Here is a 26,559-nt window from a genome sequence, read left to right on the forward strand (position 1 = left end):
CGTGAGTCTTCCCATCAGCCTGGAATTTTTCCCGACCAAGACGCCCGAAGGCGCGGTCAAGCTGCGCGCGGTGCGCCAGCAGCTGTACGCGCTCAAGCCCGAGTTCTGCTCGGTGACCTTTGGCGCCGGTGGCTCCACGCAGGACGGCACGCTGCAGGCCGTGACCGAGATCATGGGCGAGGGTTGCCCGGCCGCACCGCACCTGAGCTGCATCGGGCAGTCGAGCGCGAGCATCCGCGAACGCCTGGCCGCCTATGCGGCCGCCGGCATCCGCCGCATCGTGGCCCTGCGCGGCGACCTGCCCAGCGGCTACGGCGTGGGTGGCGAATTCCGCTACGCCAGCGACCTGGTGGCCTTCGTGCGCGCCGAGACCGGTGACCGGTTCCACATCGAGGTGGCGGCCTATCCGGAAACGCATCCGCAGGCCCGCTCGCCCGAGGCTGACCTTGAGGCCTTCGCGGCCAAGGTGAAGGCCGGTGCCGACTCGGGCATCACGCAGTACTTCTTCAATGCCGATGCCTATTTCCGCTACCGCGACGAGCTGCGGCGCGTGGGCGTGGACGTCCCGGTGGTGCCGGGCATCATGCCCATCACCAGCTCCACGCAGCTGATGCGCTTCTCCGACGCCTGCGGCGCCGAGATCCCGCGCTGGATCCGCATGCGCCTGCAGGCCTTCGGCGACGACACCGCGTCCATCAAGTCCTTCGGCCTGGACGTGGTGACCGACCTGTGCGAGCGCCTGCGCGGAGGCGGCGTGCCGGGGCTGCACTTCTACACCATGAACCAGAGCGGGGCCACGACGGACATCGTCCAGCGCCTCGGTCTTGCATGAGCCTCAAGCCCGCGGTCACGCTGGCGCTGGCCACCTTGTTGTGGCTCGGCGGCTGCGCGACGCGAGCGCCGGACATGCCCGACCTGGGCAGCGTGCCCGATGCCTCGGCCGACGACGCCGACACCCCGGACGCCAGCGAGAGCGTCATCGCGCGGGGCCTGGCGTCCTGGTACGGCGAGCCTTTCCACGGCCGGCGCACCGCCAGCGGCGAGGTCTACGACATGAACGAACTCACCGCGGCCCACAAGACCCTGCCGTTCGGCACCCGCGTGCGCGTGCGCCACGCCCGCACGGGCAAGGAGGTAACGGTGCGCATCAACGACCGAGGCCCGCACGTGCCGGGTCGCATCATCGACCTCAGCCGCGCGGCCGCGTCGGCGCTGGGCATCGTGCAGGGCGGCGTGGGCCGGGTCGTGCTGTTGCGCGACTGAAGCGCGTGGCTTGACCTGCGTCAAGCAAGCCGCACCAACGGGGCCAGGTCGCCGGCCGGTTTGACGTGGCGCAACGCCGCGCCATGCACGGTCTTCTGTAATGGACGCGGGGATTCTCCCGAGTCAACAACGCAACACAGAAGACCATCATGAATACGCAGCATTTCGCCCTGGCCGCCCTCGCTTCCACCTGCCTGCTCGCCTCGGGCGCCGCCCTGGCGCAGAACGACTTCCAGGCCGGCAGCGTGCTCGTGCGCGCCCGCGCCGTGCACCTGGACAGCGCCAACAAGGACGGCACCGGCCTGGGCCTGGCCATGAACAACAAGGGCTTGCCCGAAGTCGACGTGAGCTACTTCTTCAGCAAGAACCTGGCGGCCGAGCTCATCCTCACCGTGCCGCAGAAGCACACCATCACCTCGAACGGCACCGCCATCGGCACGCTGCGCCACCTGCCGCCCACGCTGACCGTGCAGTACCACTTCGATGCGCCCGGCTTCAAGCCCTATGTGGGCGCGGGCTTCAACTACACGCGCTTCAGCTCGGTGCACCTGCTGGGCGGTGCGGCCGACGTCAAGCGCAACAGCTTCGGCCCGGCGTTGCAGGTGGGGGTGGACATCCCGCTGAGCCAGCAGCTCTACCTGAACGTGGACGTGAAAAAGGTCTTCATCAAGACCGACGTGAGCGCCGGCGGTGTGAAGATCGGCCAGTTCAAGGCCGACCCGGTGCTGGTCGGTGTGGGCCTGGGCTGGCGCTTCTGAGCGCGAGCCTCAGCGCTCGTCGTAGCTCACCACCACGCGGTCGGTGGTGGGCCGCGCCTGGCAGCTCAGCACGAAGCCCTTGTCGGTTTCCCAGGGTTCGAGCGTGAAGTTCTTGTCCATCTGCACCGCGCCTTCCATCACCTTGGCGCGGCAGGTGCAGCACACGCCGCCCCGGCACGACCAGGGCAGGTCCAGCCCGGCGTTCAGGGCCACGTCGAGCACGTGCTCGTCGCGGTTCATGCGCAGCTCGTGCGGCTTGCCATCGAGCACCACGGTGAGCTCGACCTCGCCTTCGGCGCGCACGGCCGGTTGGCCGAGCACGGCGGCCCGGCGCTGGGCCGCCGGCAAGGCCTCAAGCGTGGGCGAGGTGAAGCGCTCGGTGTGCACGCGGTCGGGGCGCACGCCGGCGTCGAGCAAGGCCTTTTCGGTCGCCTCGATCATGGCCTCGGGGCCGCAGATGAAGACCTCGTCCATGCTGCCCACGGGCAGCAGCGTGTCGATCAGCGCGCGCACCTTGTCGGCGTCGATGCGGCCTTCGAGCAGCGGCACCTCCTGCGCCTGGCGCGAGAGGATGTGGATCAGCGTGAGGCGGTCCGCGTAGCGGTCCTTCAGGTCCTGCAGCGCCTCGTTGAACATCACGCTGCCCATGCGGCGGTTGCCGTAGACGAGCGTGAATTTCGAGGTGGGCGATTCTTCCAGCGTGCTGGCGATGAGCGAGAGGATGGGCGTGATGCCCGAGCCAGCCGCGAAACCCACGCGGTGCACCGCGCGCGGCTTGTGGATGGTGAAGCGGCCGTCGGGCGGCATGGCCCTGAGCGTGTCGCCGGCCTTCAGCTGGGTGGCGGCCCAGTTGGAGAACACGCCCCCATCCACGGGGCGGATGCCCAGCGTGAGCTCGCCGCGCTGCGTGAGCAGGCTGCGCGGGCTGCTGATGGAGTAACTGCGGCGCACGTCCTGCCCGTCGATGGTGGCGCGCACGGTGAGGAACTGGCCGGGCTCGAAAGCGAAGGTGGCGCGCTGCTCGGGCGGCACGGCGAAGGTGATGGCCACCGCGCCGGCGGCCTCGGGGTTGATGCGGGCGATCGGGAGTTCGTGGAAGCGGGCGGCGGTGGACATGGCGTCAATACGGTTTGAAGTAGTCGAACGGTTCGAGGCAATCCAGGCAGCGGTACATCGCCTTGCAGGCGGTGGAGCCGAAGGGCGAGGTCTCGGTGGTGTGGGTCGATCCGCATTGCGGGCAGGGCACGGTCTCGCGGCGCAGCGCTTGGCGCGAGAACTTCAGGGGCGCTGCGGTGGAGCCTTGTGGCTCGCTGCCGCATTGCGGCGGCGCGATGCCGTAGGCACGCAGCTTCTCGCGCGCGGCCTCGCTCATCCAGTCGGTGGTCCAGGCCGGGGCGAGCTGCGTGACCACGCGCGCGGTGAGGCCCGCGTTCGCCAGCGCGGCGCGCACGTCGTCCTCGATCTGTCCCATGGCGGGGCAGCCGCTGTAGGTCGGCGTGATCACCACTTCCGGCACGCCATCCGCGCCGGTGCGCACGCCGCGCAGGATGCCGAGCTCGCCCAGGCTGACCACCGGGATCTCCGGGTCGGCCAGGCCGGCGAGCGCGTCATGGATCTCGGTGTGCATGATGGGAACTCACCACACGGCCTGCGGGTGCGCGCGCGCCAGGCTCTGCATCTCGGCGAGCAGAAAACCCATGTGCTCGGAGTGCACGCCGTGTTTGCCCTGCGGCACATAGCCCTGCACGGCGGGGCGCTGCAGCGTGGCCTCGCTCAGCGTGTCGTCCACCAGCGCGTCCCAGTCGGCCTTCAGGCTGGCCACATCGACGCCGGTGCCGTTGTTCACCGCGGCCGTCTCGGCCTCGCTGCCGATCCAGAACTCCTGGCCATAGGGCAGCAGGTGGTTCAGAGCGGCCTGTGCTCGCGCACGCGACTCGTCGGTGCCGTCGCCGAAGCGCACCAGCCAGTCGCTGGCGTGGCGCAGGTGGTAGCGCACTTCTTTCAGCGATTTGGCCGCGATGGCCGCGAGCTGCGCGTCGCCGGACGCCTGCAGCCGGTCCCACACCAGCACCATGAGCGCGCTGTAAAGGAAGTTGCGCGCGATGGTGGTGGCGTAGTCGCGGTCGCCAGCGACGGTGCCCGCCAGCGGGCCGCTGTGCGGCAGCTCCAGCAGCGTGAGGTTGCGGAACTCGTGCGTGTCGCGGAAGTAGGCCAGCGTGTCTTCGGTGACCGCACCTTCGGTGCGTGCGCCTTGCAAATGGGCGAAGCGCCGCGCCAGGGTTGCGTCGGCGTTGATCAGGGCGGCCGCGTGCTGGTAGAGCAGGCGCGCCTGGCCCAGCAGGTCCAGGCTGTTGTTGGCCAGCGCGAGGTCTTCTTCGAGGATGGGCCCGTGGCCGCACCATTCGGCGTTGCGCTGGCCCAGCACCAGCGCGTTGTCGGCCAGGTGCAGCAGGTAGTCGATCGGCGCGGTGGTGTCCATCACATGTGCCCCACTTTGTCGGGGATCTCGTAGAAAGTGGGGTGGCGGTACACCTTGTCGGCGGCCGGGTCGAAGAAGCTGTCCTTGCTGTCGGGCTCGCTGGCCGTGATGCCGCTGCTTTGCACGACCCAGATGCTCACGCCTTCCTGGCGGCGCGTGTAGACGTCGCGCGCCAGGTGCAGCGCGTGCTGCGCGTCGCTGGCGTGCAGGCTGCCGCAGTGCTTGTGCTCCAGGCCCTGCTTGCTGCGCACGAAGACTTCCCAGAGCGGCCATTCCTTGAGTGCGGGGGTGTTCATGCGGCCTCCTTCATGGCACGTTGCTGTTGTTTGCGGGCGTGAGCGAGGGCGGCTTCGCGCACCCAGGCGCCGTCGTTCCAGGCCTTCACGCGGGTGGCCAGGCGTTCCCTGTTGCACGGGCCGTCGCCGTTGACCACGGCCCAGAACTCGTCCCAGTCGATCTGGCCGTAGTCGTGGTGGCCGCGCGCCTCGTTCCACTTCAGCTCCGGATCGGGCAGGGTGACGCCCAGCACCTCGGCCTGCGGCACGGTTGCATCCACGAATTTCTGGCGCAGGTCGTCGTTGCTGATGCGCTTGATGCCCCAGCGCATGCCCTGCACGCTGTTGGGGCTGTCGGCGTCGGGCGGACCGAACATGGCCAGGCACTTCCACCACCAGCGGTTCACCGCGTCCTGCACCATGGCCTTCTGCTCGGCCGTGCCCTGCATCATGGTCATCAGCGACTCGAAGCCCTGGCGCTGGTGGAAGCTTTCTTCCTTGCAGACGCGGATCATGGCGCGCGCATAGGGCCCGAAGCTGCAGCGGCACAGCGGGATCTGGTTCATGATCGCCGCGCCGTCCACCAGCCAGCCGACCACGCCCACGTCGGCCCAGGTCAGCGTGGGGTAGTTGAAGATCGAGCTGTACTTGGCCTTGCCACTGTGCAGCGCGTCGAACATCTGGTCGCGGCTGGTGCCCAGCGTCTCGGCCGCGCTGTAGAGGTACAGGCCGTGGCCGCCTTCGTCCTGCACCTTGGCCACCAGGATCGCCTTGCGCTTGAGGCTGGGCGCGCGCGAGATCCAGTTGCCCTCGGGCAACATGCCCACGATCTCGCTGTGCGCGTGCTGGCTGATCTGCCGCACCAGCGTCTTCCGGTAGGCTTCGGGCATCCAGTCGCGCGGCTCGATCTTGCCGTCGGCGTCGATCACGGCGTCGAAGTGCGCCTGCAGGGCGGTGTCGTGGGGCACGGCCTTGAGCGGGGCACCGGATGGGGCGTCGGCGTCGGGCACATTGAAGGACTGGGTGTACATGCGGAATCTCCTGCGCAATGAGGGTGCGGATCGCAGTATAGTCAATTAGCCGACCGTACGGTCGGCTAATTTCGCAGCGCCCGCCCAACGGTTTCCGGAACGGCGGTGCTGCCTGGCCGAAGAGCGGTCGTCTTCTACATCCGCTTACCCCACGCCTTTGGCCCGCCCCTAGAGTGGAGCGCATGCAACACCTGTCTCTTCCTTCCGAACAACGGCTCGCTGGTGTGGGCTTGATCCTTGGGGTCCTGCTGGCCTTGACCGCTTGCGGCGGTGGTGGGGGCGGTGGCGGCGACGCGGGCGCCAGCGGCGGGGCCGATGCGACGATCGGCGTGCCCTCCCCGCCGAACAGCGCGGGCGGCGCCGGCACGGGCGGCGGTGGGTCGACGCTGGTCGCCCTGGACGCCAGCACCAGCTGCAACCTGCCCGACTTCCGCAACAGCCTGCTGCAACAGATCAACGCGGCGCGGGCCGCGGCGCGCAGCTGCGGCGGCACCGCGATGCCGGCGGTCGCGCCGCTGGCCTGGAACGACGCCCTGTTCTCCGCCGCCGCGCGGCATTCGACCGACATGGCCGTCAACAACTACTTCTCCCACACCGGGCTGGACGGGCGTTCGGCCTCGCAGCGCATCGCCGCCGAGGGCTATGCGTGGTCGTGGGTGGGGGAAAACATCGCGGCGGGGCAGACCTCTGTCTCGACCGTGATGAGCGGCTGGCTCGCCAGCGCCGGCCACTGCGCCAACCTCATGCGCGCCGAGTACCAGCACGTGGGCGTGAGCTGCGTGCAGCGCAGCGGCACCACCTACGGCCGTTACTGGACCATGACCCTGGCCCGGCCGCGCTGAACCCGGCGTTCAGCCGCCCGATTCGAGTGCCTGGGATTTGCCGCGCCCCCGGCCCAGGTGGGCCAGCAGCTGCGGCAAGGCCGCCTGCAGCGTGCCCTTGAGGGTGTGCGGCGGGTTGATCACGAACATGCCGCTGGCCGTCAGGCCCGGGCGGTCGTCGGGACCGTGGGTCGGGTCCTGGCCGATGGCCAGCGTGGCGTTCAGCCAGGGTTTCTGCGCCTGGTTCGACAGGGTGCGCAGGCGCCGCGGCAGATCGTGCGCCTCGGGGCGTGGGATCACCGGGTACCAGACCAGGTAGGTGCCGGTCGGGAAACGCCGGATGAGCTCTTGTATGCAGGCGCTCACTTTGCCGTAATCGCTCTTGATCTCGTAGCTTGGATCGATCAGCACGAGGGCGCGCTTCGAACCGGTCGCCGAGGGCGGTGGCGGCAGCAGCGGCTTGACGCCCTCGAAGCCGTCTTCGCGCACCACCGAGATCTGGCGGCCGGCCTCGAGCTGAGCGATGTTGGCGGACAGGGTGCGGCTGTCGGTGGGGTGCAGCTCGAACAGCTTGAGCCGGTCGCGCGATTCGGCGCGCAGCAGCTGGTGCATGACGAACGGTGAGCCGGGATAGACCCGCAGCGCGCCCGAGGGGTTGAAGCTTGCGACCAGATCCAGGTAGTCGTCGATGGCAGGCGCCACGGCCTCGGTCGACGGTCCGTCGGCCGCGCGCAGCGCGCCCATGAGCTTGACGACGCCGTCCTTGGCCTCGCCGCCGGTCTCGGTGTAGTCACCGTCGAGCCGGTACAGGCCGGCGCCCGCGTGGGTGTCGATCAGCGTCAGACCCGCCTCCTTCTGCATCAGATGGCGCAGCGTGGCGATGAGGGTGATGTGCTTGAGCACGTCGGCGTGGTTGCCGGCGTGGAAGGCGTGTCGGTAGCTGAACATGCCCTGATGGTAGCCGTTTGCCCTCTGCGCCCGACCATCGGGGACGGGCGGTTTGCCATCCGGGGCCGGAATTTCGTACAATCGAGGGCTTCGCAGCGATTTGCTGGCTCCGCGGCGAAGCATTCAAAACCCACCTAAGAGCGTTCCGACAGAGAACGACCGACCGTGGAAAAGAGCCGCCAAACCAACTCTTCAAGAGAAAACTCATGACCAAAACGTTCAGCGCCAAACCCGCTGACGTGACGCACGAGTGGTTTGTGATTGACGCGACCGACAAGGTCCTCGGACGAGTAGCCAGTGAAGTTGCTCTCCGTTTGCGCGGCAAACACAAGGCCATTTACACGCCTCACGTCGATACCGGTGACTTCATCGTCATCATCAACGCAGCCAAACTCCGCGTCACGGGCAACAAGGCCCTCGACAAGGTGTACTACCGTCACTCGGGTTTCCCGGGCGGTATCTATGGCACCAACTTCCGCGACATGCAGGCCAAGCACCCTGGCCGCGCGCTCGAGAAGGCCGTCAAGGGCATGCTGCCCAAGGGCCCGCTCGGCTACGCCATGATCAAGAAGCTCAAGGTGTACGGCGGTGCAGAGCACCCGCACACCGCCCAACAGCCGCAAGTGCTGGAACTCTAAAGGAGCCTTGAGATGATTGGTGAATGGAACAACGGAACCGGCCGTCGCAAATCCAGCGTCGCCCGCGTGTTTCTGAAAAAAGGCAGCGGCAAGATCACGGTCAATGGCAAGGACATCCAGGCCTACTTCGGCCGTGAGACCTCGATCATGATCGCCAAGCAGCCCCTGGTGCTGACCAACCACGCCGAGACCTTCGACGTGCAGGTCAACGTGCACGGTGGTGGCGAATCCGGCCAGGCCGGCGCCGTGCGCCACGGCATCACCCGCGCCCTGATCGACTACGACGCGACGCTCAAGTCGGGTCTGTCGCAAGCCGGCTTCGTGACGCGCGACGCCCGCGAAGTGGAACGGAAAAAGGTCGGTCTGCGCTCTGCGCGCCGCCGCAAGCAGTTCAGCAAGCGCTAAGCACGCTGCCCATGCTCCGGAAACCGCCTGCAAGTTCAAACTTGGGGCGGTTTTTGCTTTCTGGGGCCTGGTTGCGTTTGCTTGCAGTTGGAGAGGTTTGAATGCGTTTTCGCCTGTTGCGGAGAAGGCTGACGGTCAGTGCGCCCCGGGTCTCGGTGCGCAGCAGCCTGCCATGGCCTTTCCGCTGGGTGCTGGGCGCACTGGTGCTGGGGTTTTCGGGCGCGCTGGCGGTCTGGGCCTTCGAGTTCGGCAAGGACATCGCCGGGCTCGATCGCAATGCCCAGCAGGAGCTTGCGCAACTGCGCCGCGAGGTGCAGATCCTGCGCACCGACCTGAGCGAGGCCCAGTCGGTGGCCAACACCTCGGACAGCCTGCTGATCGCCGAGCGCAGCACCCAGGAGCAGCTGATGATGCAGATCCGGCAACTGCAGGCCGACAACGAGCTGCTGCGCAGCGACCTGGGCTTCTTCGAGCGCCTGATCCCCGGCTCCGGCAACGATGCGCTGAGCATCCGCGGCCTGCAGGCCGAGCGCCTGTCGCCCACCCAGCTCAAATGGCAGGTGCTCATGATCCAGGCCAGCAAGAACGCGCCCGACTTCAAGGGCGCGCTGGAGGTCACGCTCACCGGCACGCTGGCGGGCAAGCCCTGGGGCGCCAAGTCCGCGCCCGCGCCGCAGCCGGTGCTGATCAAGGGCTACCTGCGCATGGAAGGCGTGGTGGACGTGCCCGCGCAGGCCGTGGTAGAAAATGTGACGGCCAAGATCCTGCAGGGCAGTTCGGTCAGGTCCATGCAATCCTTCAACCTGTAACCATCGCGGTCCGCCGTCGGGAGAGAGCTTCATGTTTGCCAAGAAAAAACAACCCCCCATCAAGAGCCTCATCGCCCAGGGCACCCGCATCGAAGGCAATGTGTTCTTCCACGACGGCCTGCGCATCGACGGCGAGGTGATCGGCGACTTGCGCGCGAGCGACGAGAAGCCCAGCATCCTCGTGGTCAGCGAGGTGGCCACCGTGACGGGGCAGATCCATGCCGATCACGTGATCATCAATGGCAACGTCAAGGGCCCGGTGCTCGCGTTCGAGCTGCTGGAACTGCAACCCAAAGCCCACATCGAGGGCGATGTGTCCTACAAGGCGCTTGAAATGCACCAGGGCGCCACGATCTCCGGACAGCTCAAGCCCATGGTCGGCGGCATCGAGGACAAACCCACACTGAAGCTGGCGGCAAACAACGGGTGAGCACATACCCGAGCGATTTGATTTAGTATCACTCGGACATGCGGGTGTACCGCACCCACCCCACATTTCCGTCAAGAGGTATCCCATGAGCGCAGTCGCCGAAAACATCCAGACCGACATGCCGGCACCGCTGGTCTTCACCGACAGCGCAGCGGCCAAGGTGGCCGAGCTGGTGGCCGAAGAGGGCAATCCCGATCTCAAGCTGCGCGTGTTCGTGCAGGGCGGGGGGTGCTCGGGTTTCCAGTACGGCTTCACCTTCGACGAAATCGTCAACGAAGACGACACCACCATGACCAAGAACGGTGTCTCCCTGCTGATCGACGCGATGAGCTACCAGTACCTGGTCGGTGCCGAGATCGACTACAAGGAAGACCTCGAAGGCGCGCAATTCGTGATCAAGAACCCCAACGCCACCACCACCTGCGGTTGCGGTTCGAGCTTCAGCGTCTGACCGACGGCGTTTTCTCGCGCCAATGAAAAAGGGAGCCGCTGGCTCCCTTTTTTTGTGGGGTGTCGAGACCGGGTCGCTTATTGGGCGCTCGCCTGCTGGATGCTGGCGGCGGCATTGAGCTGCATGCGCTGCAGCTGGGCCACGGCGTCGAAACGCTGGCGCAGGGCGGCTGGCACGGGGATGGACTCGCTCTGGCGCGCGATGGCCAGAGGGTCCACGTGCACGCCGTTGTCGCGGAACTCCAGGTGCAGGTGCGGGCCTGTGGAGGCGCCCGTGGTGCCGACCGCACCGATGAAGTCACCTTGGTTCACGCGCTGGCCCTTGCGCACGCCGATGCGGCTCAGGTGGGCGTAGACGGTGACCTGGTTGCTGCGGTGCTTGATGTAGATGACATTGCCATAGCCGCGCTGCTCGCCCGCGAACTCGACCGTGCCGTCGCCGATGGTGCGCACCGGCGTGCCGGTGGGGGCGGCGTAGTCCACGCCCATGTGGGCCTTGCGGCCGCCCGTGATGGGGTGGAAGCGCATGCCGTAGCCGCTGCTCACGCGCGAGAACTCCAGCGGGGAGGCCAGGTAGAAGCGGCGCGAGCTCTGGCCGTCGAAACCGTAGTAGCCGCCTTTGTGGCCTGCTTCTTCGAACCAGACGGCCTGGTGTTCCTTGCCTTCGTTGACGAACTCGGCGCTCAGGATCCGGCCGGTGCGCAGGCTCTCGCCATCGGCTTCCAGGCTTTCGTAGACCACGCTGAAGCGGTCGCCCTGGCGCAGGTCGCGGCGGAAGTCGATGCTGCTGGAGAACATCTCGGCCAGCTGGATGGCGACCGAGTCGGGGATGCCGGCCGCGTCGGTGGCGGCAAACAGCGAACTGCGAATCACGCCGCTGGCCAGCCGGGACGAGGCGGTCAGCGCGCCTTGTTCCAGGCGCGAGCCGAGCGTGCCCTGGGCGTCCTTTTCGACGACGAGGCGGGTGAAGCTGCGTTCGTCGGCGGAGAGCCAGCGCGCGGTCAGGCGCAGCAGTTCCTGCTTCTCGTTGGCTTCGACGCTCACCAGGCGGCCGGCACGGCCCAGCAGCTGGCGCGCGATGGCGTCGTTGCGCAGGAAGGTCTGGGCTTGCGAATCGGCCACGCCCAGGCGCTGCAGCAGGCTCTGGGAGGTGTCGTCGCGGCGGGTGGTCTCGCTGCGGAACAGCACCAGCGGCGTGGCGGGTTGGGCTGCGAGGAGGCTGTGGATGTCTTGCTGCGTGGGGGCGTCGAGGGCTTCGACGACCTGGCGCACGGGCAGGTCGGCGGCGTCGGGGGCCAGCGGCGCGATGCCGAAGGCGGTGACGCCCGTGCCCAGCAGCAACACACCGAGGCCACCCATGATGCGTCGGGGATGCCGGGCGAGGCTTTGGCTCGTGGCATCAGCGAGACTGGCCAGCGTGTGAAGTAGCGAACGGGTCAAAATCGTTGTTTCCGGTAAGGCCGGCCCCAGTGGTTGGGGCCGCGCGCACAAAAAAAGAGCGGTTGAGGCGGAACAAGTTCACTCAAGCGCTCATGCGGTGACGAACTGGCTTGATATCGTGCAAAAAGCGGGCCAACTAAAATCCGTCATTCGCGCCCGGTATTTTAGCCAGCGCACCGTCCTTCGCATCTGAAAAAACCCCTATGACCGCCTCCAGAAACGACGCCGAAAGTTCTCAGAAATCCGTGCCGCTGACGGACGGTGTTCAGGAAGCCCTCAGCGTCACGCTGCGGGGTTGCGAAGAATTGATACCTCAGGCCGACTGGGTCAAAAAATTGTCACAGTCGGAAACCACCGGTCGGCCGCTGCGCATCAAGTTGGGGCTGGACCCTACGGCGCCCGACATCCACATCGGCCACACGGTGGTGCTGAACAAGATGCGCCAGTTGCAGGACCTGGGGCATCAGGTGATCTTCCTGATCGGGGACTTCACGAGCCTGATCGGCGACCCCTCGGGCCGCAACAACACGCGCCCGCCGCTGACCCCGGAGCAGATCAAGGCCAATGCCGAGACCTACTACAAGCAGGCCAGCCTGGTGCTGGACCCGGCGCGCACCGAGATTCGCTACAACAGCGAGTGGAGCCTGCCGCTGGGCTCGATGGGCATGATCCAGCTGGCGGCCAAGTACACGGTGGCGCGCATGATGGAGCGCAACGATTTCCACGACCGTTTCAAGGCCGGCACGCCGATCAGCGTGCACGAGTTCCTGTACCCGCTGATGCAGGGTTACGACTCGGTGGCGTTGCAGAGCGATCTGGAGCTGGGTGGCACGGATCAGAAGTTCAACCTGCTGATGGGCCGCCATCTGCAGGCCGAGTACGGTCAGGAGCCGCAGTGCATCCTGACCATGCCGCTGCTCGAAGGCCTGGACGGCGTGGACAAGATGTCCAAGAGCAAGAACAACTACATCGGCATCACCGAGGATGCGAATTCGATGTTCGCGAAAGTGCTGAGCATTTCGGACACGCTGATGTGGCGCTGGTACACGCTGTTGTCGTTCCAGTCGATGGCGCACATCGAGTCGCTGAAGCAGGCGATCGAGCAGGGTGCGAACCCCAAGGACGCGAAGGTGGCGCTGGCCAAGGAGATCACCACGCGCTTCCACAGCGCGGCGGCGGCGGACGCGGCGGAGCAGGACTTCATCAACCGCAGCAAGGGCGGTGTGCCGGACGAGATCCCCGAGGTGTCGTTGTCGGGCGCGCCGCTGGGGATCGCGCCGCTGCTGAAGTCAGCGGGTCTGGCGCCCTCCAACAGTGAGGCCAACCGCCTGATCGAGGGCGGGGGGGTTCGTGTGGATGGCTCTGTGGTGAGTGATAAGGGCCTGAAGCTGCCTGCCGGGACTTTTGTGGTCCAGGTGGGGAAACGGAAGTTTGCTCGCGTGTCTCTGAGCTAAGACCTTTCCGTTTTCTGCCTCGCGGGCTCGGGGCGCCTGGGCGCTCTGCTCCGCGGGTGTCCCCCGAACCGGCTTCGCCGGTTCTCCTCCTTTACCCCGCTGCGCAGAACGCCCAGTCCCCCCGAGCCGAGACGGGTTTGTCTCGCGTTCCTTCTTTTGTGTGCTTGCGTGGTGCGCCTGAGTGCGTGGGGGTGGAGGGCGCAGCGACGTAAAGGAGGAGGGGCGGCGAAGCCGTCCCGGGGGACAGTCGCGGAGCCCTCCGCCCCCACGCGCTCAGGCCGAGAGAAGAAGCCAAAAAAGCAAAAGACTCAGCGAGCCCCAGCCTTCTCCAGCATCGCAACCATGGCCGAGTGCCCACGAGACCGCGCCAAAGCCAAAGGCGTCTGCCCCGCCCGGTCCGCCAGCTGCAAACCAGCCCCCGCGTCGATCAGCGCCTTGAGCGTGGCCTGGTGGCGCGCACCTCCGTCGCCCAGCACGATGGACTCGATCGTCGCCGTCCAGTGCAGGTTGTTCACATGGTCCAGCGGCGCGCCGGCGGCAATGAGCTGACGCACCACACCGTCGTGACCCAAGTGTGCCGCCGCGATCAAGGCCGTGCCGTCGTAGCGGCTGGTCGTCTGCTTCGCGCTCGCGCCCAGTTGCAGCAGCAGCTTCAGCGTCTCCTCATCGTCCGCCACCGAAGCGATCGTCACGGCGTCGTAGCGGTCGTTCTCCAGCCGGTTGATGTCGGCACCGGCCTTCACCAGCGCGCGGATCGCCTCGCGTTGCCGCGCGAAGGTCGCCACGTGCAAAGGCGTGCGGCCGCGCGTGTCGGTGGCGTTGAGCGCCGCGCCTTGGGCCACCAGGCGCGCGATCTTCGCGGCGTCGCCCTGGTGTGCCGCCGCGTGCAGGCCGCTGTAGGCCGAGGCCTCGCTGGCGCTGGGCGCCACCTGGGCCCAGGCCGGTGCCGAGGCGATCGCCGTCAACAGGCTGGTGATCGTCAGCAACGTGCGGCGTTTCACTTCAGTTGGTCCTTGACCTTGTCGAGCGCGGCGATGGCGCACTGCTCGTCCAGGTGGCCGCCGGGCGCGCCGCCCACGCCCACGGCGCCGATCACCTCATTGCCCACCTTCACCGGCACGCCACCGCCCAGCAGCAGGTAGCCGGGGATGTCCGTCAGGTTGGCCGCCGCCGGGTTCTTCTGCGCGCCTTCCATGATGGCCAGCGTGTTGTTCTTCGCCGACGCCGAAGTAAAGGCCTTCAGGCGGCTGGCTTCCAGCGTGTGCGGGCCGGCGTTGTCGGCGCGCATGACGGCGCGCACGCCACCGGCACGGTCCACCACCGTGGCCGCCACGTTGTAGCCGGCGGTGCTGCAGGCCGCGACGGTGGCACTGGCGATCTGGGTGGCGAGTTCGAGCGACATGTTCTTTTCCACACGCACGCTCTGCGCGCTGGCCAGGGCGGCGGCGCTGAGGGAAACGGCGAGGATGGACGCTTTGACGAGGGCTTGCATGGTGTTCTCCGGGTTTTGTGAAACGGTTCGATCAACCGTGGGAGAACTGTAGAAATCCGCGCCCGAAACGGCCATTCGGGCGCCTACGCGCGGCCCTCCGTAGAACTACGCAGTACCGTTGCCGTTGCCGCCGCCCGGGCCGGCCGTGTCCTGGGCGTCCACCAGCGCGGCGTAGTGCCGGATCAGCTGCGCCAGCGAGGGCGCCTGCAGCTTGGCGAACAGGTTGGCACGGTGGGTTTCCACTGTGCGCGGCGACAGGCCGAGCGCGCGGCCGATCTCCTTGTTGGTCAGGCCCTCGACGATCAGGCCCAGCACCTCGCGCTCGCGCTCGGAGAGCTGCGCATAACGCTCGCGCGCGGCGCGGTCGGCCTCGTTGCGCTGGCGCGAGCGCACGTGCTGGCGCACCGCGTTCTGCAAGGCTTCGAGCAGCACCTCGTCGTTCACCGGCTTTTCCAGGAACTCGGCCGCACCGGCCTTGAACGCGCGCCGGCACATGTCCACCGTGCCATGGCCGGTGAGCATGATCACCGGCTGGTCCACGCCCTGCGCCACCAGGGTGTCGAGCACGCTCAGCCCGCTGATGCCGGGCATGCGCACGTCGAGCACGATGGCGCCGATGCCCTCGCGGTCGAAATCGCTCAGAAAGGCCTGCGGGTCACCCCAGGGCTGCACGCGCAGGCCCACGGTGCCGATCAGCAGGCCCAGGCTGTCGCGCACCGCCTGGTCGTCGTCGATCAGGTGCACCGTGGGCGAGAGGGTGTCGGGCGAGTGGCTCATGGGAGACCGTCCGCGAGTGGCAGTTGCAGCCGGAACACCGCGCCCCGCTCGGGCGCGTTGGCCGCGTCCAGCGTGCCGCCCATGCCATTGGCCAGGGTTTCGCACAGGCTCAGGCCCAGGCCGAGTCCGTCCTTGCGCGTGGAGTAAAACGGCTCGAACAGGCGCGGCAGCACCTCGGGCGGGATGCCCGGGCCGTTGTCGGCCACGGTGATCTCGCCCCGGCGGTCCTTGGCCGACACCGTGAGCGTGAGCCGCCGTTGCGCGGCAGGCACCTGCTCCAGCGCCTGCAGCGCATTGAGGATCAGGTTGTGCACGATCTGGTCCAGCGCCACCGGGTCGGCCAGCACCGTCACCGCCTGCGCGGCGTCGAGCGCCGGCACCACATCGCGCCGCTGGCACTCGGGCTCCAGCAGGTAGAGCGCGCGGCGCACGGCCTCCACCGCCGCCACGGGCTGGTGCTGGCCGCTGCGGTCGGGCCGCTCCACGGTCTGGCGCAGGCGGCCCACCACCTCGGCCGCGCGGCGCGCCTGCGCCGCGGCCTGCAGCATGGCGCTGCGCGCGGTGGCGAGTTCGGGCGGGTCTTCGTTGAGCAGGCGCTGCGCGGCCTGGGTGTTGGCGAGCACGGCGGTCAGCGGCTGGTTCAGTTCGTGCGCCATGCCGGCGGCGAGTTCACCCAGCGTGTTCAGCCGCGCCACCTGGCCCAGGCGCAGCAGCTCCTCGGCGCGGCGGCGCGCGCTGCGCTGGCGTTGCAGGTGGTGCAGCGCCGCCAGCAGCGCCGTCACGCCCAGCACCCAGGCCAGCATCAGCCCCCAGGGCAGCTGGCTCCAGCCCACCGAAAGGGTGGCGACCACGTCGAAGGGTTGGCTCTCGGCCGCCAGCAGCTTGTGAAAGGCGAAGTGCCAGCCGCGCGTGGGCCGCTCGTCCAGGGCGGCGCCGGGTTGCACCACGTAGCGCTGGCCCTCGTGTTCCAGGGTCACGCGCACCGGGCTGGTGTCGGCCTGCATGGGCCACTCGGACCAGGGCACCATGGCGCGCACGTCGATCGTCAGCGCGTAGCTGGTGGGCGTGGCGGCCAGCACCACCTGGTAGCGTCCGGCGGGCAGGTCCAACCCGCCCAGTGCGGCGCGGCGCGCCTGGCGCGAGCGCGTCTCGGCCTGCTTGAGCTGCGGATCGTTCCAGCGCTGGTCGGGGTCGCGGCGCTGCACGCTGAGGATCTGCGGGTAGAGCACCGGCAGGCGTTGCTCGGGCGAAGAGGCGCCGCTGCTGCTGTCGGGCACGGGTTGCAGCAGCGCCAGCGTGGCCAGCATCGCGTCGTGCTGCACCACCTGCTGGCTCAGCAGCCGGTGGACGATGCGCGCGTCGGTCTCGAACAGCGCGCGCTGTTCATCGAGCGACAGGCGCGCCAGCAACACCGCGCCCGCCAGGGACAGCAGGATTCCGCCGCTCACCCACCACTTCAAGCGTTGCCATGACTGCCACATGCGGCGGATTCTGGCATGCCCGCAGCCGGCACAATGGCGGCATGCGTTTTGTCCCCGCCCATTTCCTTACCCCCCAGCGCCTGCTGATGGCCTCGGTCGTGGTCGCGGTGGTCACCATCGCGCTCAAGACGTTGGCCTGGGTCGTCACCGATTCGGTGGGCCTGCTGTCCGATGCCATGGAGTCGCTGGTGAACCTGGCCAGCGCGGTCTTTGGCCTGGTGATGGTGACCATCGCCGCCAGGCCCGCCGACGAAGACCATCCCTATGGTCACCACAAGGCCGAGTACTTTTCATCGGGCTTCGAAGGCATCCTCATCATCGCGGCGGCGCTCGGCATCATCTGGGCCGCCGGGCACCGACTGCTCGATCCGCAACCCATCGAGCGGGTCGGCTGGGGTCTGGCCTTGTCGATGGCGAGCTCCGGACTGAACGGTCTGCTGGCGTGGGTGATGTTTCGGGCCGCGAAGGAGCATCGCTCGATCGCGCTGGATGCCGATGCCAGACACCTCGTGACGGATGTGTGGACTTCCGCCGGCGTGGTGGTCGGCATCGCGCTGGTTCACTTCAGTGGCTGGCTGTGGCTCGATCCCCTCGTGGCCATGGCGGTTGCGGCCAATATCCTCAAGGAGGGTGTTCACCTCATGTGGCGGTCGTCCCAGGGTCTGATGGACGAAGCGGTTGAGCCCGAGGTGATGGCCACGATTCAGCAGGCGCTGGACGGCTTTGCATCCACGCGCGGCGAGGCCGCGATCATCCGCTTCGACCACGTGAGCTCGCGCAAGGCGGGACAGCGCCGTTTCGTGGACCTCCACATGCACATGCCGGCCAGCTGGTCCCTCGGGCGCGCCGCTGCGGTGCGCACGAGCGTGGAACAGGCGCTCATGAGCGCGGTGCCTGGCTTGCGTGCCTCCATCCAGTTGCTGCCGAGCGACGTGGAAGCCCACTTTGACGACCAGAAGGACCTGATTTGATTTCGCTGTTGCAGCGCGTGAGCGAAGCGCGTGTGGACATTGACGGCCAGACCGTGGGCGCCATCGGCCCGGGCCTGCTCCTGCTGCTGTGCGCGGAGCCCGAGGATACCGAGGCGGTGGGCGAGAAGCTGCTGTCCAAGGTGTTGAAGCTGCGCATCTTCAGCGACGAGGCCGGCAAGATGAACCGCAGCGTGCAGGACATCGGCGGCGGCCTGCTGGTGGTGAGCCAGTTCACCCTCGCGGCCGACACGAAGAGCGGCAACCGCCCAGGCTTCACCGGCGCGGCACCGCCCGCCTTGGGCGAGGCGCTCTACGAGGCCTTCGTGAAGGCGGCGCGCGTGCAGCACCCGCTGGTGCAGACCGGCCGCTTCGGGGCCGACATGAAGGTGCACCTGGTCAATGACGGTCCGGTGACCATCCCGCTGCGGATGACTGCCTAGGCGTAAGGGTTCGGCTGGCCCAGGCCCGCGAGGATTTCGGTCTCGCGCGCTTCCATCTCCTCGGCGTCTTGCTCGCCGGTTTCGTGGTCCCAGCCCTGCGCGTGCAAGGTGCCGTGCACCAGCAGATGGGCGTAGTGCTCGGCCAGGGGCTTCTTCAGTTCGGCCGCTTCGCGCGCGACCACGGGGGCGCAGAGCACGAGGTCGGCCATCACCACCGGCTCGGTGGCGTAGTCGAAGGTGAGCACGTTGGTGGCGTAGTCGCGGCCGCGGTAGCCGCGGTTGAGCGCCTGGCCTTCTTCGGCGTCGACGATGCGCACGGTGATCTCGGCATCGGCGTCCAGCGCGTGGCGGATGCAGCGGGTCACCCAATGGCGGGGCAGGGCGGCGCGGTGCGCGGCGGCGTCGGCGAGCTCACCGAACTGCAGGGACAGGCTCAGGGCGGGCAGGCGGGCCATCAGCGTTTGGCCGGTTGGGCGAAGCAGTTGGCGAGCAGGATCTGGTCCTGCGCGTTGGGGTCGGCGGCGATGGCGCTCAATTCACCCTTCATGCCCTGTGTGTACCAGCTCAGGCGCGACTGGTCGTCGAGCGCGAAGAAGCGCACGCCAGTGGTGGCGCGGCGGCCCTGCAGCATCAGCGTCCGGTCGTTGTGGTGCAGCGCCGCGAAGGTGGTGCCGTTGCTCAGGTTCAGGTAGGCCAGTTCGATCTCGCGCCCGCCGTCGCACTTGTAGCGCACGGCCTGGCTGCTGAAGATCAGTTGCGGTTGTTGAACGGCCATGGGAGCGGGAGGAGAGACCTGGGCGGTGGCGTCCAGGGCCAGCATGGCCAAAAGGCCAAAGCTGGTGAGCAGGGTGCGTGGGCGCATGGGAAAAAGGGCGTGTCAGTTGGCGGTGCGGCGCGTGCGCTTCGCGGGCGCGATCGTGGGCAGGGCATCGTCGCGATTGATCGGTCGCGCGTCGTAGGCGTCCACGATGCGCGCCACCAGGGGGTGGCGCACCACGTCGGCGCTGGACAGGCGGGTGAATGCGATGCCCTGCACGCGCTTCAACACGCGCTCGGCATCGATCAGGCCGCTGAGCTGGGTGCGGGGCAGGTCGATCTGGCTCACGTCGCCCGTGACCACGGCCTTGCTGCCAAAGCCGATGCGCGTGAGGAACATCTTCATCTGCTCCACGGTGGTGTTCTGCGCCTCGTCCAGGATCACGAAGGCGTGGTTGAGCGTGCGCCCGCGCATGAAGGCCAGGGGCGCGATCTCGATCTGCTGGCGCTCGAAGGCCTTCTGAACCTTGTCCGCGCCCATCAGGTCGTAGAGCGCGTCGTACAGCGGGCGCAGGTAGGGGTCCACCTTCTGGCCAAGGTCGCCGGGCAGGAAGCCGAGCTTCTCGCCCGCCTCCACCGCCGGGCGCGTGAGCACGATGCGCTGCACCGCGCTGCGCTCCAGCGCATCGACCGCGCAGGCCACAGCCAGGTAGGTCTTGCCGGTGCCGGCCGGGCCGATGCCGAAGGTGATGTCGTGCGTAGCCATGTTTTCCAGGTAGCGCGCCTGGTTGGGCGTGCGCCCGCGCACCTCGCCGCGCCGGGTCTGCATGGCCAGCGCGCCGTCGCCGGGCTCGGCCAGGGCGGTGTCGCCGCTGAGCATGAGCTGCACCTGTTCGGCCGGAATCGGCTTCTTCGCCATCTCGTACAGCGCCTGCAGCGTTTCCAGCGCCTGGGTGGCCTTGGCCTTGGGCCCCTCGATGCGGAACTGCTCGAAACGGTGCGCCACCTTGACCTGCAAAGCGGCCTCGATGCTGCGGATGTGGCTGTCCATGGGGCCGCACAGGTGCGCCATGCGGGTGTTGTCCGGTGGGGAGAAGGTGTGCCTGAGAATCAAACCGATAATCCAGTGAGTTGATGGCCCCCAACCCTGGCGGTGCCAGGCCCCCCGAGGGGGGTGCAGTCGTTCTTGGGGGCGGCCCCGCGAACGACTGGAAAGGAATTTCCCGATGATAGGCAAGTTGACCGGTACGCTGCTGGAAAAAAATCCGCCCCAGATCCTGCTGGACTGCCATGGCGTGGGTTACGAGGTGGATGTGCCCATGAGCACCTTCTACAACCTGCCCGCCACCGGCGAGAAGGTGGCCCTGCTCACGCACTTCGTGGTGCGCGAGGATGCCCAGATCCTCTATGGCTTCGGCACCTCCTCGGAACGCGAGGCGTTCCGCCAGCTCATCAAGATCAGCGGCGTGGGCCCGCGCACCGCGCTGTCGGTGCTCTCGGGCATGAGCGTGACCGACCTGGCGCAGGCGGTGAGCGCGCAGGAAACCGGCCGCATCGTCAAGGTGCCCGGCATCGGCAAGAAGACCGCCGAGCGCCTGCTGCTCGAACTCAAGGGCAAGCTCGGCGCCGACCTGAACCTGCCCGGCGCCGGCCCGGCCCAGAGCGACGTGCAGAGCGACATCCAGCAGGCGCTGATGGCCCTGGGCTACAGCGACAAGGACGCCACGGCCGCGCTCAAGGCCCTGCCCAAGGACGTGAGTGTGAGCGAAGGCATCAAGCTCGCGCTCAAAGCGCTGGCCAAATAAACCATGAGCATCCAGACCGACGATTTCACCCCCGCGCCGCGCGTGGTGTCCGCCGCGCCCGCCTCGCCCAAGGAAGAGGCGATCGAGCGCGCGCTGCGCCCCAAACTGCTCGACGAGTACGTGGGCCAGACCAAGGTGCGCGAGCAGCTGGAGATCTTCATCGGCGCGGCCAAGAAGCGCAGCGAGGCGCTGGACCACGTGCTGCTGTTCGGCCCGCCAGGGCTGGGCAAGACCACGCTCTCGCACATCATCGCGCAGGAGCTTGGCGTGAACCTGCGCCAGACCAGCGGTCCGGTGCTGGAAAAACCCAAGGACCTGGCCGCGCTGCTGACCAACCTCGAGGCCAACGACGTGCTCTTCATCGACGAGATCCACCGGCTCAGCCCGGTCGTCGAGGAAATCCTGTACCCGGCGCTGGAGGACTACCAGATCGACATCATGATTGGCGAAGGCCCGGCCGCGCGCAGCATCAAGCTGGACCTGCAGCCCTTCACCCTCGTGGGCGCGACCACGCGCGCGGGCATGCTCACCAACCCGCTGCGCGACCGCTTCGGCATCGTCGCGCGGCTGGAGTTCTACACCGCCGAGGAACTCGCGCGCATTGTCAAGCGCAGCGCCGGTCTGCTGAACGCACCCATGGACCCCGAAGGCGGTTTCGAGATCGCGCGCCGCTCGCGCGGCACGCCGCGCATTGCCAACCGCCTGCTGCGCCGTGTGCGCGACTTCGCCGAGGTCAAGGGCCGCGGCACCATCACGCAGGACATCGCCAACCGCGCGCTGGCCATGCTGGACGTGGACCCGCAGGGCTTCGACCTCATGGACCGCAAGCTGCTCGAAGCCGTGATCCACCGCTTCGACGGTGGGCCGGTCGGGCTGGACAACATCGCGGCCAGCATCGGCGAGGAGCGCGACACCATCGAGGACGTGATCGAGCCCTACCTGATCCAGCAGGGCTTCCTGCAGCGCACGCCGCGCGGGCGCATCGCCACGCTGGCGGCCTACCGCCATCTGGGCGTGGCGCCGCCGAGCAACGCCGGCGAGCTCTTCGCCGACTGAAGGCGTGCCGGCACACAGCCAGGAGTTCCGCGCGAGCTGGCGCGGCAGCGCGGCCTGGGTGGCGGCGCTCGTGGCCCTCATGGCCGCGGGTTTCGCGGCGGGCGCTGTGGCTTCCCCGCGCGGCACCTGGCTGCTGGGCGCGCTGGCGCTCTTCTTCGGGGCGATGGCCTGGCTGCTGCTGCAGCCCCTCTTGAGCGCGCACCCCATCCTGCGCGTCGGCCCCGAGGGCATCGGCGGCTACCTGCTCAAGGGGCAGACCATTCCCTGGAGCGACATCGCCGATGTGGAGCACCTCTCGGTACAGGGCCAGCACCAGATCCAGATCCAGCTGCGCGAGGGCGCGGTTTCGCAGGCCGCAACCGCAGGCCTGTTCCGCAGGGGGCTCAAGCGCGTGATCGCGTTGGCGCCGCTGCGCCGCACCGAGCGCCAGCCCGCCGTGCAGGCGGCGCTGCAGGGTTTTCAGCGTTACGCCACCGGCCAGGCCCGCGCGGCCCTGAGCGAGCGGCTGGATGCCTGGCAGGCGCACGAGGCGTTCGAGGAGCGCCTGCGCACCCTCACCCCCACGCCCTGGGCGCTGTACGCGGTGATCGCCGTCAACGTGGTGGTGTGGGTGCTCAACCTGTTCGACGGCATGAGCCCCACCAAGCCCACTTCGGCCGAGCTGTTTGCCTGGGGCGCCAACTCGGCCACGGCCGTGGTGCGCGATGGCGAGTACTGGCGCCTGCTCAGCGCCACCGCGCTGCACGGCGGCGCGCTGCACCTGGGCCTGAACATGTTCGCGCTGTGGGATACCGGGCGGCGGGTGTGCCGCTGGTTCGGCAACGGCCAGTTCCTGCTGATCTACCTCGCGGCAGGGCTCGCGGGCAGCGCGCTCAGCCTTCACTTCTCCTCGCAGCACGCGGTGTCGGTGGGGGCTTCGGGCGCGGTGTTCGGCGTGCTGGGGGCGTTGATGGTCGGCGTCTACCAGCACCGTGCGAGCGTGCCCAAGGCCATGGCGACGCAGCTGCTGACCAGCCAGGGCCTGTTCGTGGCGATCATGCTGGGGCAGGGTTTTGCCCGTCCGGGCATCGACAACGCGGCCCACGTGGGTGGCCTGGTGATGGGGGCCCTGCTGGCCTGGCTGCTGGTGGAGCTGGTCGACGAGCGCGCCTCGCGTGGTCTGCGCCAGCGCCGCCAGGTGATGGCCGTGGCCGCCACGGTGCTGCTGGTGGGCGCGCTGGTGGGGCTGGCCAAGCCCGGCGTGGACCACCGGCAGTTGTTGGGCTCGCAATCGCTGCTGGCTGACCTGTTGCCCCGCCTGAGGGCCGCCGAGACCGCGCTGCAGCAGGACGCCAGGGACCACAAGGACGGGCGCCTGAGCCGGGCGCAATTCGTCGACGCGATGGCGCAGCGCCACATCCCGGCGTACCGGGCGATGGGCGAAGAACTCGCCGCGCTTGGCCCCCAACCCCCTATGCCCACGATCGCGGACATCCGCGAGCTTCACGGCCTCGTGCTGGAGGTCATGACGCTGGAGGTCGGCAAGCACCGGGGCACCGTCGATGCCGCGCAGGCCGACGCCAGGCTCGGGCAGCTGTCGGACCGGATGGTCAGTGTGGGTGCCCGTCTGCGAGCGAAGAGCGCGCCGCCGGCCAGGCCGTGAGCGAGGCCGGTTCGGCACCGGCGCGCCGGCCGCGCAGCATGCCCGCCACGATCAGCGCCTGCGCCGCGTAGTAGGTGCTCAGCACCCACACCTGCGACATCGGCAGCGGCGACACGAAGCGGTTGGTCGCCAGCAGCGAGTCGCTCAGCATGAAGAAACCCGAACCCAGCGCCACGGCCAGCGCCGCGCGGTCGCGCTGCACGCTGGCGCGGCCGATGGCCTGCGCTGCCATCAGCGCGATCACCAGCACGTAGGCCGCCACCGGGGCGCGCAGGCCGGCCGGCAGGCCGCCCAGCCACAGGAAGCCGTACATCGCCACGCCCAGGCCCAGCGTGGCCACCAGGGCGCGGCGGCTCGGGAACCAGGGCAGGCCCTGGTGGAACAGCGCGATGTAGGCCAGGTGGGCCAGCAGGAAAGCCACCAGCCCCGGGATGAAGTAGCCCGGGAACATCAGGAAGGCGTCTCCCGCCAAGGAAAAGGCCAGCGCGGCGAGCAGCAGGGCGTCCGCGCGCCGCACGCCGCCCGCGGCGCGCGCATGCGCCCACACCACCGCCATCGCGATCAGCATGGCCAGCGGCTTGAAGACCCGGTGCAGATCCACCCAGCCCAGCGCGGCGGTGGCCATGGCCAGGGCGCCGCATTCGATCAGCAGCGCCTCGCCCATGCCAATGCGCCCCTGCATCACCGCGCCGATGGCCCACAGCGCCACCAGCAGCACGCTGAACACCACGGCGCTGCGCGAGAGCGGCCAGGCGTCGGCGAACCACAGGAAGCCCCCCACGCCCACGAGCAGGGCCACGAACTGCGCGCCCGCGAACCAGCGCACCGTGGGGCTCATGGGCGGCGCATAGCGCTGCACGCTGGCGAGGTCGAACGCGGGTGAGGGAAAGCGCTCGGCCACGTCGGCCGGCCGCCAGCCTGGTGGCTTGAACCACACGCGCAGCTTGTCGGCCCAGCGCCGGGTGTGCCAGCTGTCGCGCAGCAGGCCCCAGTACACCTCGCCGTTGGCCCACAGCGGGTCCCAGCTCTGCAAAGGCTTGCGCGTGCCGTAGACGCACTTCTCATCCTCTTCCTTGAAGCTGCCGAACAGGCGGTCCCACACGATCAGGATGCCGCCGTAGTTGCGGTCGAGGTAGCGGTCGTTCACCGCGTGGTGCACGCGGTGGTTGGAGGGGCTGCAGAACCAGCGATCGAACCAGCCCAGCTTGCCGACCTGCTCGGTGTGCACCCAGAACTGGTAGAGCAGGTCGATGAGCGCGACCACGCCGAACACCAGCGGCGGCACGCCGGCCACCGCCATGGGCAGGTAGAAGATCCAGCCCAGCAGCGCGCCCGAACTGGTCTGGCGCAGCGCGGTGGAGAGGTTGTAGTCCTGGCTCTGGTGGTGCACCACGTGCGCGGCCCAGAAGACGGCGCTCTCGTGCCCGGCGCGGTGCAGCCAGTAGTAGCAGAAGTCGTAGAACACCAGCGCGGTCAGCCAGCCGGCCCAACTGGTCCAGAACGGGTGGTCGGGCCAGATCGCGACAGCCGAGTACACGGCGGTGTAGAGGCCCACGCGCAGCAGCCGGGTGAACACCGCGCTGATCTGGCTGAGCATGCCCAGGCCGATGCTGCTGATGGCATCGTCGAGCCGGTAGGTGTTGTGCCGGCGTCGGCGGCCGATGGCGTACTCGATCGCGATCAGTGCGAAGAACACCGGCGTGGCCAGCACGATGATCTGGCTCGGGCTCATGGAAGGCGCGCAAAGCGGAAGCGGGACATGCGCGCATTGTGGGCAGAAGCCGGTGTTTTCACCCTTGGCATCAACCCGCATGCCCGTGCCAGAATCGCGGGCATGTCCAGCAACCCGCCGCCCACCGCGACCGCCCCGGAGAGTGCCACCACCGCGCTGTACCGCGCCGCGCTGGGGCCGGTGAACACGGGGCACTACCTGGCCGTCTTCGAGCGTTTCGACGACGCCGGTCGCGCCAGCCCGGTCTGGAACCCGGTGGCCGGCCTGCTCACCCTGAACTGGCTGGTGTTCCGCCAGCTCTGGGGCGCGGCGCTGGTGTACCTGGCCTGCGCCCAGGGGCTGGCGCTGCTGGTGCTGGTGGCGGCCCGGCGCTTCCTGCAGTGGCCGCCGTCGGTGGAATGGGGCGTGCTGCTCACGCTGCTGTTGCTGAGCATCGCGATCCCCGGCGCCTACGGCAACGCCTTGCTGCACGCCGACACCCGCCGCCGCATGACGCGCGCCGTGCGCGAAGCCCGCACCGTGCGCGAGGCCTGCGCGGCGCTGGAAAAACGGGCGAGTTCGAAGCGGCGCCTGGGGGCGCTGGTGGTGGTCAATCTGCTGCTGGCCGGTGCGCTGGGAGCGGGCTGGCTGGGCGGCGGGCTCCAGCAAGGCCTGCCGGCGCCGGCAGCCCAACTCCTCGAAGCGCCGGCACCGGCCGCTCCAGCCGCACCCGCCACGCCCGCCGCCGAACCCGAGCCGGTCGAACAAGCGGTGGCCGCCGCACCGCCAGCCGCGCCGGAACCGGTGCCCGAACCCGCGCCGGTGATCGTGACGCCACCGACGCTGCCGGCCTTGCCATCCTCCGTCGCGGACAGCCCGCCGGCCGAGCCACCCGTGGAGGCCAAGGCCGCACCGTCCGAGCCCGCGAAGGTGGTGATCGCCAAGGTCGTGGCCCCCAAGGCAACGGGGGCAGCGGCGGTGGTGCCGCAGGCCCATGGCATCAATGTCGGCCTGTTCGCCGACCCGGCCAACGCCGACAAGGCCCACGCGCGCCTGGTAGAAGCCGGTTTCCCGGCGATCCTGCAGAAGGTCGAATCGCCCAAGGGCGAGCTCACCCGGGTTCGCGTCGGGCCGTTTGCCAGCCGTGCCACGGCCGATGAAGCGGCAGCGCGCATCCGCGCCCTGGGGCTGGACGCGGTGGTGTTCGCGCCCTGAGCTGGCGAGGCT

31 protein-coding genes are annotated in these 26,559 nt (G+C 68.5%); 16 read left to right on the plus strand and 15 right to left on the minus strand.

Going from position 1 to position 26,559, the window contains the following annotated elements; genetic code table 11:
• Position 1: 1 nt before the first annotated feature.
• From metF to ACODTB_RS12050, 3 genes are all read left to right on the plus strand, one after another.
• Complete coding sequence (metF, locus tag ACODTB_RS12040) at positions 2–832, plus strand: methylenetetrahydrofolate reductase [NAD(P)H] (RefSeq protein ID WP_291121314.1); 831 nt, start codon at positions 2–4, stop codon at positions 830–832.
• Positions 829–1,263: a septal ring lytic transglycosylase RlpA family protein gene (locus ACODTB_RS12045; protein ID WP_291121316.1), complete on the plus strand. Its 435-nt coding sequence runs from the start codon at positions 829–831 to the stop codon at positions 1,261–1,263. Before metF ends, ACODTB_RS12045 begins: the two co-directional genes overlap by 4 nt.
• A gap of 149 nt (positions 1,264–1,412) precedes the next feature.
• Positions 1,413–2,021 carry an OmpW/AlkL family protein gene (locus ACODTB_RS12050; RefSeq protein ID WP_291121318.1) on the plus strand — a complete coding sequence of 203 codons (609 nt, stop codon included), beginning with the start codon at positions 1,413–1,415 and terminating at the stop codon, positions 2,019–2,021.
• 9 nt (positions 2,022–2,030) lie between these two features.
• Here the strand turns inward: ACODTB_RS12050 and ACODTB_RS12055 are convergent, their stop codons facing one another.
• Genes ACODTB_RS12055 through paaA form a run of 5 tightly spaced genes read right to left on the minus strand, consistent with a single transcriptional unit; the run spans position 2,031 to position 5,806 of the window.
• Entirely contained in the window at positions 2,031–3,137 is a 1,107-nt protein-coding gene (locus ACODTB_RS12055; RefSeq protein ID WP_291121320.1) for a 2Fe-2S iron-sulfur cluster-binding protein, read from the minus strand.
• 4 nt (positions 3,138–3,141) lie between these two features.
• On the minus strand, positions 3,142–3,648 hold the full coding sequence (gene paaD, locus ACODTB_RS12060; protein ID WP_291121321.1) for a 1,2-phenylacetyl-CoA epoxidase subunit PaaD: 507 nt from the start codon (positions 3,646–3,648) through the stop codon (positions 3,142–3,144).
• A 9-nt stretch (positions 3,649–3,657) separates the two neighbouring features.
• A complete protein-coding gene (paaC, locus tag ACODTB_RS12065) occupies positions 3,658–4,500 on the minus strand; it encodes a 1,2-phenylacetyl-CoA epoxidase subunit PaaC (RefSeq protein WP_291121323.1) in 843 nt (280 codons plus the stop codon).
• Entirely contained in the window at positions 4,500–4,796 is a 297-nt protein-coding gene (gene paaB, locus ACODTB_RS12070; RefSeq protein WP_291121326.1) for a 1,2-phenylacetyl-CoA epoxidase subunit PaaB, read from the minus strand. Before paaB ends, paaC begins: the two co-directional genes overlap by 1 nt.
• Positions 4,793–5,806, minus strand: a complete 1,014-nt coding sequence (gene paaA / locus ACODTB_RS12075) for a 1,2-phenylacetyl-CoA epoxidase subunit PaaA (protein WP_488929365.1) — start codon at positions 5,804–5,806, stop codon at positions 4,793–4,795. The genes paaB and paaA overlap by 4 nt, the downstream gene beginning before the upstream one ends.
• 182 nt (positions 5,807–5,988) lie before the next feature.
• Between paaA and ACODTB_RS12080 the strand changes: the two genes are divergently transcribed.
• Positions 5,989–6,648 carry a CAP domain-containing protein gene (locus ACODTB_RS12080; protein WP_291121330.1) on the plus strand — a complete coding sequence of 220 codons (660 nt, stop codon included), beginning with the start codon at positions 5,989–5,991 and terminating at the stop codon, positions 6,646–6,648.
• A 9-nt stretch (positions 6,649–6,657) separates the two neighbouring features.
• Here the strand turns inward: ACODTB_RS12080 and ACODTB_RS12085 are convergent, their stop codons facing one another.
• Complete coding sequence (locus ACODTB_RS12085; RefSeq protein WP_291121332.1) at positions 6,658–7,575, minus strand: 23S rRNA (adenine(2030)-N(6))-methyltransferase RlmJ; 918 nt, start codon at positions 7,573–7,575, stop codon at positions 6,658–6,660.
• 206 nt (positions 7,576–7,781) lie between these two features.
• Between ACODTB_RS12085 and rplM the strand changes: the two genes are divergently transcribed.
• From rplM to erpA, 5 genes are all read left to right on the plus strand, one after another.
• On the plus strand, positions 7,782–8,213 hold the full coding sequence (gene rplM, locus ACODTB_RS12090) for a 50S ribosomal protein L13 (protein ID WP_291121334.1): 432 nt from the start codon (positions 7,782–7,784) through the stop codon (positions 8,211–8,213).
• Positions 8,214–8,225: 12 nt separating this feature from the next.
• Complete coding sequence (rpsI, locus tag ACODTB_RS12095) at positions 8,226–8,618, plus strand: 30S ribosomal protein S9 (RefSeq protein WP_291121336.1); 393 nt, start codon at positions 8,226–8,228, stop codon at positions 8,616–8,618.
• A gap of 101 nt (positions 8,619–8,719) precedes the next feature.
• Positions 8,720–9,427: a DUF6776 family protein gene (locus ACODTB_RS12100; RefSeq protein ID WP_291121338.1), complete on the plus strand. Its 708-nt coding sequence runs from the start codon at positions 8,720–8,722 to the stop codon at positions 9,425–9,427.
• 31 nt (positions 9,428–9,458) lie between these two features.
• A complete protein-coding gene (locus tag ACODTB_RS12105) occupies positions 9,459–9,857 on the plus strand; it encodes a bactofilin family protein (protein ID WP_291121339.1) in 399 nt (132 codons plus the stop codon).
• Positions 9,858–9,942: 85 nt separating this feature from the next.
• Positions 9,943–10,308, plus strand: a complete 366-nt coding sequence (erpA, locus tag ACODTB_RS12110; protein WP_204732818.1) for an iron-sulfur cluster insertion protein ErpA — start codon at positions 9,943–9,945, stop codon at positions 10,306–10,308.
• A 77-nt stretch (positions 10,309–10,385) separates the two neighbouring features.
• Here the strand turns inward: erpA and ACODTB_RS12115 are convergent, their stop codons facing one another.
• On the minus strand, positions 10,386–11,747 hold the full coding sequence (locus ACODTB_RS12115; RefSeq protein ID WP_488929366.1) for a M23 family metallopeptidase: 1,362 nt from the start codon (positions 11,745–11,747) through the stop codon (positions 10,386–10,388).
• 203 nt (positions 11,748–11,950) lie between these two features.
• Between ACODTB_RS12115 and tyrS the strand changes: the two genes are divergently transcribed.
• Entirely contained in the window at positions 11,951–13,201 is a 1,251-nt protein-coding gene (gene tyrS / locus ACODTB_RS12120) for a tyrosine--tRNA ligase (RefSeq protein ID WP_291121343.1), read from the plus strand.
• 308 nt (positions 13,202–13,509) lie between these two features.
• On the opposite strand, the gene ACODTB_RS12125 is transcribed toward tyrS, so the two are convergent.
• From ACODTB_RS12125 to ACODTB_RS12140, 4 genes are all read right to left on the minus strand, one after another.
• On the minus strand, positions 13,510–14,202 hold the full coding sequence (locus ACODTB_RS12125) for an ankyrin repeat domain-containing protein (RefSeq protein ID WP_291120971.1): 693 nt from the start codon (positions 14,200–14,202) through the stop codon (positions 13,510–13,512).
• Positions 14,199–14,693 (minus strand): GlcG/HbpS family heme-binding protein, encoded by a 495-nt coding sequence (locus tag ACODTB_RS12130; RefSeq protein ID WP_291120972.1) that lies wholly within the window; start codon positions 14,691–14,693, stop codon positions 14,199–14,201. The genes ACODTB_RS12125 and ACODTB_RS12130 overlap by 4 nt, the downstream gene beginning before the upstream one ends.
• A 105-nt stretch (positions 14,694–14,798) precedes the next feature.
• Positions 14,799–15,470, minus strand: coding sequence for a response regulator transcription factor (locus ACODTB_RS12135; RefSeq protein ID WP_291120974.1), 672 nt, complete (start codon positions 15,468–15,470; stop codon positions 14,799–14,801).
• A complete protein-coding gene (locus ACODTB_RS12140) occupies positions 15,467–16,951 on the minus strand; it encodes a sensor histidine kinase (RefSeq protein ID WP_291120975.1) in 1,485 nt (494 codons plus the stop codon). The genes ACODTB_RS12135 and ACODTB_RS12140 overlap by 4 nt, the downstream gene beginning before the upstream one ends.
• A gap of 41 nt (positions 16,952–16,992) precedes the next feature.
• On the opposite strand from ACODTB_RS12140, the gene ACODTB_RS12145 reads away from it, so the two are divergent.
• Together ACODTB_RS12145 and dtd are read left to right on the plus strand one after the other, a co-directional pair.
• The gene (locus ACODTB_RS12145) at positions 16,993–17,922 is read left to right on the plus strand and encodes a cation diffusion facilitator family transporter (protein WP_291120977.1); all 930 of its coding nucleotides are present in this window, start codon (positions 16,993–16,995) and stop codon (positions 17,920–17,922) included.
• Positions 17,919–18,362 (plus strand): D-aminoacyl-tRNA deacylase, encoded by a 444-nt coding sequence (gene dtd / locus ACODTB_RS12150; protein WP_291120979.1) that lies wholly within the window; start codon positions 17,919–17,921, stop codon positions 18,360–18,362. Before ACODTB_RS12145 ends, dtd begins: the two co-directional genes overlap by 4 nt.
• Here the strand turns inward: dtd and ybeY are convergent.
• The 3 genes from ybeY to ACODTB_RS12165 are packed head-to-tail and all read right to left on the minus strand — an operon-like array spanning position 18,359 to position 20,232.
• Positions 18,359–18,817 (minus strand): rRNA maturation RNase YbeY, encoded by a 459-nt coding sequence (ybeY, locus tag ACODTB_RS12155; RefSeq protein ID WP_291120981.1) that lies wholly within the window; start codon positions 18,815–18,817, stop codon positions 18,359–18,361. The genes dtd and ybeY overlap by 4 nt on opposite strands.
• Entirely contained in the window at positions 18,817–19,224 is a 408-nt protein-coding gene (locus ACODTB_RS12160; protein ID WP_291120983.1) for an MliC family protein, read from the minus strand. Before ACODTB_RS12160 ends, ybeY begins: the two co-directional genes overlap by 1 nt.
• A gap of 15 nt (positions 19,225–19,239) precedes the next feature.
• On the minus strand, positions 19,240–20,232 hold the full coding sequence (locus ACODTB_RS12165) for a PhoH family protein (protein ID WP_291120985.1): 993 nt from the start codon (positions 20,230–20,232) through the stop codon (positions 19,240–19,242).
• 112 nt (positions 20,233–20,344) lie between these two features.
• Here ACODTB_RS12165 and ruvA point away from each other — a divergent pair, with 112 nt between their 5' ends.
• Genes ruvA through ACODTB_RS12180 form a run of 3 tightly spaced genes read left to right on the plus strand, consistent with a single transcriptional unit; the run spans position 20,345 to position 23,621 of the window.
• Positions 20,345–20,923, plus strand: coding sequence for a Holliday junction branch migration protein RuvA (gene ruvA / locus ACODTB_RS12170; RefSeq protein WP_291120987.1), 579 nt, complete (start codon positions 20,345–20,347; stop codon positions 20,921–20,923).
• Positions 20,924–20,926: 3 nt separating this feature from the next.
• Complete coding sequence (gene ruvB, locus ACODTB_RS12175; protein ID WP_291120989.1) at positions 20,927–21,979, plus strand: Holliday junction branch migration DNA helicase RuvB; 1,053 nt, start codon at positions 20,927–20,929, stop codon at positions 21,977–21,979.
• Positions 21,980–21,983: 4 nt separating this feature from the next.
• Entirely contained in the window at positions 21,984–23,621 is a 1,638-nt protein-coding gene (locus ACODTB_RS12180) for a rhomboid family intramembrane serine protease (RefSeq protein ID WP_291120991.1), read from the plus strand.
• Here ACODTB_RS12180 and ACODTB_RS12185 read toward each other — a convergent pair.
• Positions 23,569–25,353, minus strand: a complete 1,785-nt coding sequence (locus tag ACODTB_RS12185) for a lysoplasmalogenase family protein (RefSeq protein ID WP_291120993.1) — start codon at positions 25,351–25,353, stop codon at positions 23,569–23,571. The two genes, ACODTB_RS12180 and ACODTB_RS12185, sit on opposite strands and share 53 nt — an antisense overlap.
• Before the next feature lie 102 nt (positions 25,354–25,455).
• Here ACODTB_RS12185 and ACODTB_RS12190 point away from each other — a divergent pair, with 102 nt between their 5' ends.
• Positions 25,456–26,547: an SPOR domain-containing protein gene (locus ACODTB_RS12190; protein ID WP_291120995.1), complete on the plus strand. Its 1,092-nt coding sequence runs from the start codon at positions 25,456–25,458 to the stop codon at positions 26,545–26,547.
• The last annotated feature ends 12 nt before the right edge of the window (positions 26,548–26,559 follow it).

It is taken from the genome of Hydrogenophaga sp. FG152 (assembly GCF_057809615.1).